This window comes from Blastocatellia bacterium, assembly GCA_025054955.1.
Taxonomy (GTDB): domain Bacteria; phylum Acidobacteriota; class Blastocatellia; order HR10; family J050; genus JANWZE01.
This window is the reverse complement of record JANWZE010000008.1, coordinates 1-7,164: the sequence shown is the minus strand read 5'-3', so window position 1 is coordinate 7,164 and position 7,164 is coordinate 1. Positions and strand designations below refer to the sequence as shown.

At 57.4% G+C, this 7,164-nt stretch carries 7 protein-coding genes; 2 read left to right on the top strand and 5 right to left on the bottom strand.

Translation table 11 applies throughout. The annotated features are described in order from the left end of the window. Positions 1–922: DinB family protein (locus tag NZ823_00800; protein MCS6803665.1), on the top strand; the 922-nt coding region annotated here is incomplete at its 5' end. Between the two features lie 507 nt (positions 923–1,429). Then, entirely contained in the window at positions 1,430–1,789 is a 360-nt protein-coding gene (locus tag NZ823_00795; GenBank protein ID MCS6803664.1) for an RNA-binding protein, read from the top strand. 884 nt (positions 1,790–2,673) lie between these two features. Here the strand turns inward: NZ823_00795 and NZ823_00790 are convergent. From NZ823_00790 to NZ823_00770, 5 genes are all read right to left on the bottom strand, one after another. Further along, positions 2,674–3,321 (bottom strand): nucleotidyl transferase AbiEii/AbiGii toxin family protein, encoded by a 648-nt coding sequence (locus tag NZ823_00790; protein ID MCS6803663.1) that lies wholly within the window; start codon positions 3,319–3,321, stop codon positions 2,674–2,676. A 51-nt stretch (positions 3,322–3,372) separates the two neighbouring features. After that, positions 3,373–3,630, bottom strand: coding sequence for a hypothetical protein (locus NZ823_00785; GenBank protein MCS6803662.1), 258 nt, complete (start codon positions 3,628–3,630; stop codon positions 3,373–3,375). A 416-nt stretch (positions 3,631–4,046) separates the two neighbouring features. Further along, positions 4,047–5,204, bottom strand: a complete 1,158-nt coding sequence (locus NZ823_00780) for a right-handed parallel beta-helix repeat-containing protein (GenBank protein MCS6803661.1) — start codon at positions 5,202–5,204, stop codon at positions 4,047–4,049. A gap of 116 nt (positions 5,205–5,320) precedes the next feature. Further along, positions 5,321–6,337, bottom strand: a complete 1,017-nt coding sequence (locus NZ823_00775) for a hypothetical protein (protein ID MCS6803660.1) — start codon at positions 6,335–6,337, stop codon at positions 5,321–5,323. A gap of 22 nt (positions 6,338–6,359) precedes the next feature. Beyond that, on the bottom strand, positions 6,360–7,164 hold an 805-nt coding region (locus tag NZ823_00770; protein MCS6803659.1), incomplete at its 5' end, for a hypothetical protein.

Below are 7,164 nucleotides of genomic sequence, written 5' to 3'. Positions count from 1 at the left end.
TGGATGTCGGTTCGATGGTGGGGCTGTACGGGCGGCTCGCTGTGGCCGCCCGCGTAGTTGGTTATACGAAATGGCGCGTGAAGATCGCGTATTCCCGTTCATTCATTATATGGATGTCGGTTCGATGGTGGGGCTGTACGGGCGGCTCGCTGTGGCCGCCCGCGTAGTTGGTTATACGAAATGGCGTGTGAAGATCGCGTATTCCCGTTCAGTCGTTCAAGACTGGCCATGCTTGTTAGCTTCACGAACGAGGTCTTTCCCTGCGCGATTGGCATGGCAGGTCGGAAACCCGTTGACTTTGCTCCTGCCCTCTGGTAGTTTCACGACCGCATTGTCAAGAGATTTCCAACTTGAGGTATGCCGCATGATCGAGACAACGACGCCGCCATTTCCGACGAGCTTAGAAGATCGGCTGGCCGAGCTCAGCGAGGCGCGGGCTGCGTTGATGACGGAGATCGAATCGGCTATGTCGGCTCCCGTGCCGCATGATCCAACTCGATGGTCGTTGGCCGAGACGGTCTACCATCTCTATCTGGCTGAATCAAGCATCGCGCGACTGCTGGAGAAAGCCTTGCAATCAGGCCAACGCCACGCGCGCGTGGCCGATGAACAACTTCGCGCTGAGTGGGAACACATCCGCTTGGTCCTGACCGATCGCGAAGCTCGCGCCAACGCTCCGGCGGCGGTCGTCCCGAACAACGCGCCCCCTGTGGCCGAAGCGGTTGAGCGGTTGCAGCAATCGCGCCAGCGCTTACTCCGTCTGCTTGAGCAGGTGAGCCTCGATGATCTGGCTTCGATCTCGATTCCACATTCGAACGAAGCCATCGGTCGTCTGACGGGCGCTGGCTGGCTCACTCTCATTGGCTATCACGAGCGGCGTCACACACAGCAAATTCGCGAGCTCACGGCTGCGCGCGCATAAACACAGCGCAGTGTGGTTAACTAACGCACTCGGCGTTTTGCAAAAGCAGCCACTCTTGCTCCTTGCCCTGCTGCTCGTCCTCCTCACCGACCAATGCGCTCGGTGGTTCTACAAAAGGAGCTACTCTTGCTCCTTGCCCTGCTGCTCATCCTCCTCACCGACCAATGCGCTCAGCGTTCTGTAAAAGGAGCCACGAGGCATGATTCGCGTTCTCCAAATCGGCTTACTCACCCACCTCCACGTCCGTCAACCTTGACTGTTGCTGAATCGGGCGGTACGCTTGCCTTCTCGTAAAAGAAACCGGTGGCCATTGCGAAGATGAGGTCCATGACCCCGCCTGGTGAATGCCCCCTGTGCTTTTTCGAGAGAGCCTCGTCGTGGGAGTTTATTGTTGAACATCACAGCAGCAGCTTGTTGCGATCACAGCGCGCCTGTTAACCGTGCGTACTCGGAACTACTCCGTGTCCCGTTCAGCCGCGACCATTTCAAATATCGAGGAACTATCTTATGTCAACCAAACTTTTTGTCGGCAACCTTTCGCCCAACGTTACCAGTGAAGACCTTGAAGACTTGTTCACACAAATCGGAGAGGTCGTCTCAAGCAATGTGATTACAGATCGGGTCACGGGACGGTCTCGCGGCTTTGGCTTTGTTGAGATGGCCTCGTCGGAGACAGCGCAAGCTGCCATCCAGCAACTGCACGATCGCGAATTTGAAGGGCGCCGCATCGTGGTGAATGAAGCCAGACCTCGACAACCGCGCAGTGAAGTCCGATCCGGCGAATGGCGCGGCGGCGGCGGTGGCGGCCGACGCGGCAGCGGTGGCCGCCGGCCTCGACGTGATTCGCCCCGCTCTCCCCGTTGGTAAGCTGGCCAGGATCGTTCATGTATCAGCAGATTGTGAAGGCAGTATGCATGCCGAAGTAGGTGGAAAAACGTTCTGGGACATTTTAGGGAGACGGGGAGTTTGAGTGCGGTGATGTGTCACCCCTTTCCGGCCAAAGCTGCCATACGTCGCAGCACTCCAAAAACGCACCGAACTTTTGTCACGTTACTGAGAGCGATTTTCAATTGCCTTTAGCCGGAGTCCCCGCATCTTGCTGGCTCATGCGCGCCGGAAGCGTGCGCCTCCGAGGATAAACTCATTGGCAAACCGCTATAGTGCACGCTGCGTGCGCTCCCCGGATACGTTCATTCGCAAACCGCTCTAAACTGACTGAGCGCGAATCTGCGATCGTCACTCGCCGTCTACTTGCGCGGCGGCAACCGCCCACTAGAGGGTACCCAGACGTGCACCGTCTGGAAGGCCGTCACCCCTTCGCCCCCTGAGGGGGCGCGACCCCGTCCCACCATCGGCTCGTTCATGCTGTTCACTCGCAGGCCACAGACGGCACATCTTGGCGTGTCTCCAACGCGCTGTTTATTTTTTCGCCTCGTGTTCCAGACGTTGCGCGTCTGGCGACCTTCTGTTTGCGCCTCCGGCGCAAGCTGACCTCGGTTCCGTTCCAGACGTTGCGCGTCTGGCGACCTTCTCTGAGGCCGCTTGCGCGGCTACATCTCAAACTTCATCTCTCCAGACGTGCGGCGTCTGGCAACGTTGTCACAAGCCGCTTGCGCGGCTCAGCACAAAAGCGCCCAGCATGAGTAGGCAATGGCAAATGCGCACACAACATCGGAAACGGCTGCTTGGGATTTCTGGTCTTGCTCTTCCTGTCGCTTCAGCAAACACGGCCTTCCGTCGGACTATTGGTGTTATTTTAGGTGTGAAAGCAATCGCGGAACTTCCCTGGTGAACAACTGCTTCACCTCCGGCCAAGAAAGATCAATCAACATGTGAGGCATCGGCTCTTTCTCAGCATCTTCGAAGAACGTCAGTGATTTCAGCACGTGAATGAGGTTATAGTGAGCGCTGGCAAATTTCGCTTTGAATGCCTCCATCAAATGGGCTAATCCATACTGTTGTGAAGCAACGAAGAGGTCCACAAAATCGCGTCTCGTTCCTCGGCCTGCAATCGCGCTGATCTTCATGCAGGCAATATCACGAGGATCGGCAATCTGTATGCCTAGAAAACTCTCCAGAGGGAAGAGCAGTGGGTATCCATAGCCCAGGAAGCTCACCTTCATCCCTTTGATATGCGTGTGGAGCGTCTCCCTATCCTTAGCGACTAATAGAAATTTTCTTAGACGCTGGACGTTCCGCAACAGCTCCTCTTCGTTGAATGGTTGCTGACTGAAAAAATCCAGATCAGCGGATTTTCGGTGGCCAAAGTGAAGCGCTAACGCGGTTCCGCCGGCCAGATAAAAACGACTCAACAGATTCTTCCGGCGGAGGGCTTTGATGGCGTTCTCCGCCTCTGTTGTGATGACTTCTTTGTGCCAGCGTGTCAGCTTCGGGTTCATGAGCATGTCTGTGAGACGCTTTGATGGTCACCTGGGTGATTCATGTAGTAGCTATTGCAAAGCAGCGACTTCAGCAAAGGGCACCTGGTAGACCAGCGCCCAAAAGGACGCCGATCGGCGCGAGAGTCGGCGTTCGGTCCGCAGCGTCTTCTTGATTTCCTCCTCAGAGAACGTCTGGCACAGCCAAGCCACAGCTTCCTCGTCCCCATATTCCAAAATTCGAGCAATGGTGTAGTCAGGGTAAGCACGAGGATCGAAACGCTCGATGTCAATGTCCCAAAAATATGGCCGTAAGCTCTGCGGAATCATGCAATCATTCTAGCACGCGATCAAGGTTTTATACCAATTGCGGAGGCAAACGCGGCGTTCATGCAGCCAAAAAGTATGGCGGAAACTAAGCTGACTGAGCAGCAATGTGCGATCTTCGCTCGGCATTTGGTATGACAAGTGTTGGTGTGCTCCGCAGAGGAAGGCGTGCTGATGAGAATTCTATTGCTATGGCTGCTACTAAAAACTCAGCCGCATTATTCCGCTCCTGAAACAGGGGAGTCTTTTTCGCGTGACATGAACTAAGTAACGTGACAAAAGTTCGTGGCGTTTTTGGAGTGCTGCGACTTGTCGCAGCTTTGGCCGGAAAGCGGTGATATGTCACCGCACTCCAAAACGTCCCGTCCCTCCACCCCGTCCCCCAAAATCTCCCGGAACTTTTTGTCCACTTACTTACCTCAGACTTCCCTTGCTGCTGCTATGTGGGTCGCACGGTGGTGCCGTTTCCAGGCGAAAGCAGAGCGGCAGCCGACTTGTTCTCTGTTTTCCTGTAACCTCTGTAGCGTCCATACTGTGTCATCCACCGCGTTGGGTGGTTGATTGGGTGGCACCGTCACGCCGACGCACGCGGAGAACTCCGACGTGTCATTGGTCGTGGTATCGGTGGCCGTGGCGGTGACGTTTTGAGCACTGGTCAGAGCAATCGGCACGGTGACGGTGAAGCTCGCATTGCAAGTGCTGTCGGTGGTGACGGTGGCGCTGCCCAGGAACGTCTGGCCTTCACCATGACCTGACGGATCGCACGGCGTCGTGGCAAAGAAATCGAGAATGAAAAGGCGATTGGCGACGCCGTTGAGTGTGCCTGTGATGGTTGTGCTGCCGCCACTGGAGGAGGCGGAAACAAGCACGGGGAAGTTCTGCAGATTATTCGCCCCTGTGTCGCCATCGCAGGCATCATTTGGCGTCACGCCTGGCGTCCCGCCCAGGGGTTCAAGATCAATGCCCAAGCCGCCGTTGCTGTGGATCGAATTGCGGCGAATAGCATTGCCGGTCGTGGTAGTGCCAGCCACAAACACGCCCGGCTGGCCGTTAAAGGCGATGAGATTCCCTGCGCCGGCGGCCGTCCCGCCAATCATGTTGTTGGGCGCACCCTCAATCAGAATGCCGTTGCCAGAGTTGCCCAGGTCGGCCGCACCGGTGACATCGGTGCCGATGAAGTTACCTTGCACATGATTGCCACTCGCACCCCTGCCAAAGAAGGCAAAGATCCGCACACCGTTGCCGTTGTTACCCGAGATGATGTTGCGTGCGCCCGCGGTCGTCCCGCCAATCGTGTTGTTGGACGCGTCGAGGATGAACACACCATCGAGGAAATTGCCCAGGTCGGCCGTGCCGGTGACATCGGTGCCGATGAAGTTGCCTCGCACCTGATTGCCACTCGCCGTGCTGCTACTGATTTCCACGCCGACCCTACCGTTGCCCGAGATGATGTTGCGTGCGCTCTCGGTGGTGCCGCCGATCGTGTTGTTGGGCGCGCCCTCAATTAGAATGCCGTTGCCGGAGTTGCCCAAAGCGAGCGTACCGGTGACATCGGTGCCGATGTAGTTGCCTTGCACCCGATTGCCACTCGCACCGGTACCACTGATCCAAAGGCCGATGAAGTTGTTACCCGAGATGATGTTGCGTGCGCCCGCGCTCGTCCCGCCAATGGTGTTGTTGGGCGCGTCGTCAATCAGAATGCCGTTGCCGGCGTTGCCAAGGCAACCATGCCGGTGAGATCGGTGCCGATGTAGTTGCCCTGTACTTGAGTTTCTGTCGCTCCGCTGCCGATGATCTGCACACCGTGGTGCTTGTTGCCCGATATGACGTTGCGCGCACCAGGCGTCGTCCCGCCAATGGTGTTGTTGGGCGCGTCGAAGATCTGCACCCCACCCAAAGAGTTTCCCAGGTCTGCTGTGCCATTGACATCCGTGCCAATATAGTTGCCCTGCACTTGGGTTCCGCTCGCTCCGGGGCTCAAGATTCGCACGCCGATAAAGCCATTGCCCGAGATGATATTGCCCGCGCCCGCTGCCGCGCCGCCAATCGTGTTACTAGGCGCGCTAGAGATGAGGACGCCATCGTGGGAGTTGCCTAGGTCCCGTGTTCCGCTGACATCCGTGCCAATGTAGTTGCCTTGCACTTGACTCTCCGTTGCCAATGAGCCGTTGATCGCCACGCCGTTGCCGTTGTTGCCCGATATGACGTTGCGCGCACCAGGCGTCGTCCCACCAATGGCGTTGTTGGGCGCGTCGAAGATCTGCACCCCATCCAAAGAGTTTCCCAGGTCTGCTGTGCCGTTGACATCGGTGCCGATGAAGTTGCCCAGCACCTGATTGCCTCTTGCTCTGTTACCCTCAATCACCACCCCACCGCCGTCGTTGCCCGAGATGATATTGCGCGCGCTCGGGCTCGCTCCACCAACCGTGTTATTGGGCGGGCCCGCGATGACCACGCCACTGCCGGCGTTGCCCAGGTCTGCTGTGCCGTTGACATCGGTACCGATGAAGTTGCCCTGTACTTGGGTTCCTCTCGCTCCGAGGCTGAAGATTTGCACGCCGCGAAAGCGATTGCCCGAGATGATATTGCCCGCGCCTGCTGTCGTGCCGCCAATCGTATTATTAGGCGCGGCGAAGATGACCACGCCATCGAGGGAGTTACCTAGGTCTGCTGTGCCGGAGACATCCGTGCCGATATAGTTGCCCTGCACCCGATTGCCTCTTGCCAAGTTGTCAAATATATAGACGCCGATAACATTGCCGGAGATGACGTTGCGCGCGCGGGCGGACGTGCCGCCAATCGTAGTTGGGCGCACTGATGATGCGCACACCATGGAGGTGGTTACCTAGCTCGACCGTGCCAGTAACATCTATGCCGATGAAGTTACCTTCAATCATGTTACCACCGTTCACCTCCACCCTGATGCCATCAAAACCAAACCGATTGATCACCAACCCGCGCACCACGCTGCTCGTGGCAGTGATCAAGAGGCCGTTGGCTCCCGCTCCTGCGTCCGTTCCGTTTAACTCGATGATCGGCGAGCCACTAAAGCCCGGCTGTGTCGTCCCGTCTATCGTCACTGGCTCTACAATTGCCGGGAGGGGTGACGTCGGACTGATTGTTTTTGCTCCTGCTGGAGTAATGTTGAACACGATGAGGTCGGCGCCCGGGCTGGCGTTGGCATCGAAAATTGCTTGGCGCAACGACCCTGCGCCCCTGTCGGCGGTGTTGGTTACGGTGAACGTGGCCATTGGCATGCTCAACACGACGGCGGGGGCGCTCGAGCCGTCACGCAGGATCACCAGATCGTTGAGCCCATCCCGATTCAACCGCATCGGCAGCACGGCCACGACGGACGTGATCCGTGATCCGTGGATCGTGGATCCTGGTTCATGATTCGTAGTTCGTGCTTCGCGATTCGTGCTTCGTGATTCGTGATTGGATTCTCGATCAACGAGCGACGGGGTGAGAATGTGGAGTTGGTCGTCGGCCTGATCCATCACCAGTAGGTCATCGGTGGGCAGACTGGAGACGTTG

Bases quoted from the DNA above. Each gene is read 5' to 3' on its own strand.
- NZ823_00795 (MCS6803664.1), top strand. From the start codon at position 1,430: ATGTCAACCAAACTTTTTGTCGGCAACCTTTCGCCCAACGTTACCAGT.
- NZ823_00790 (MCS6803663.1), bottom strand. From the start codon at position 3,321: ATGAACCCGAAGCTGACACGCTGGCACAAAGAAGTCATCACAACAGAG.
- NZ823_00785 (MCS6803662.1), bottom strand. From the start codon at position 3,630: ATGATTCCGCAGAGCTTACGGCCATATTTTTGGGACATTGACATCGAG.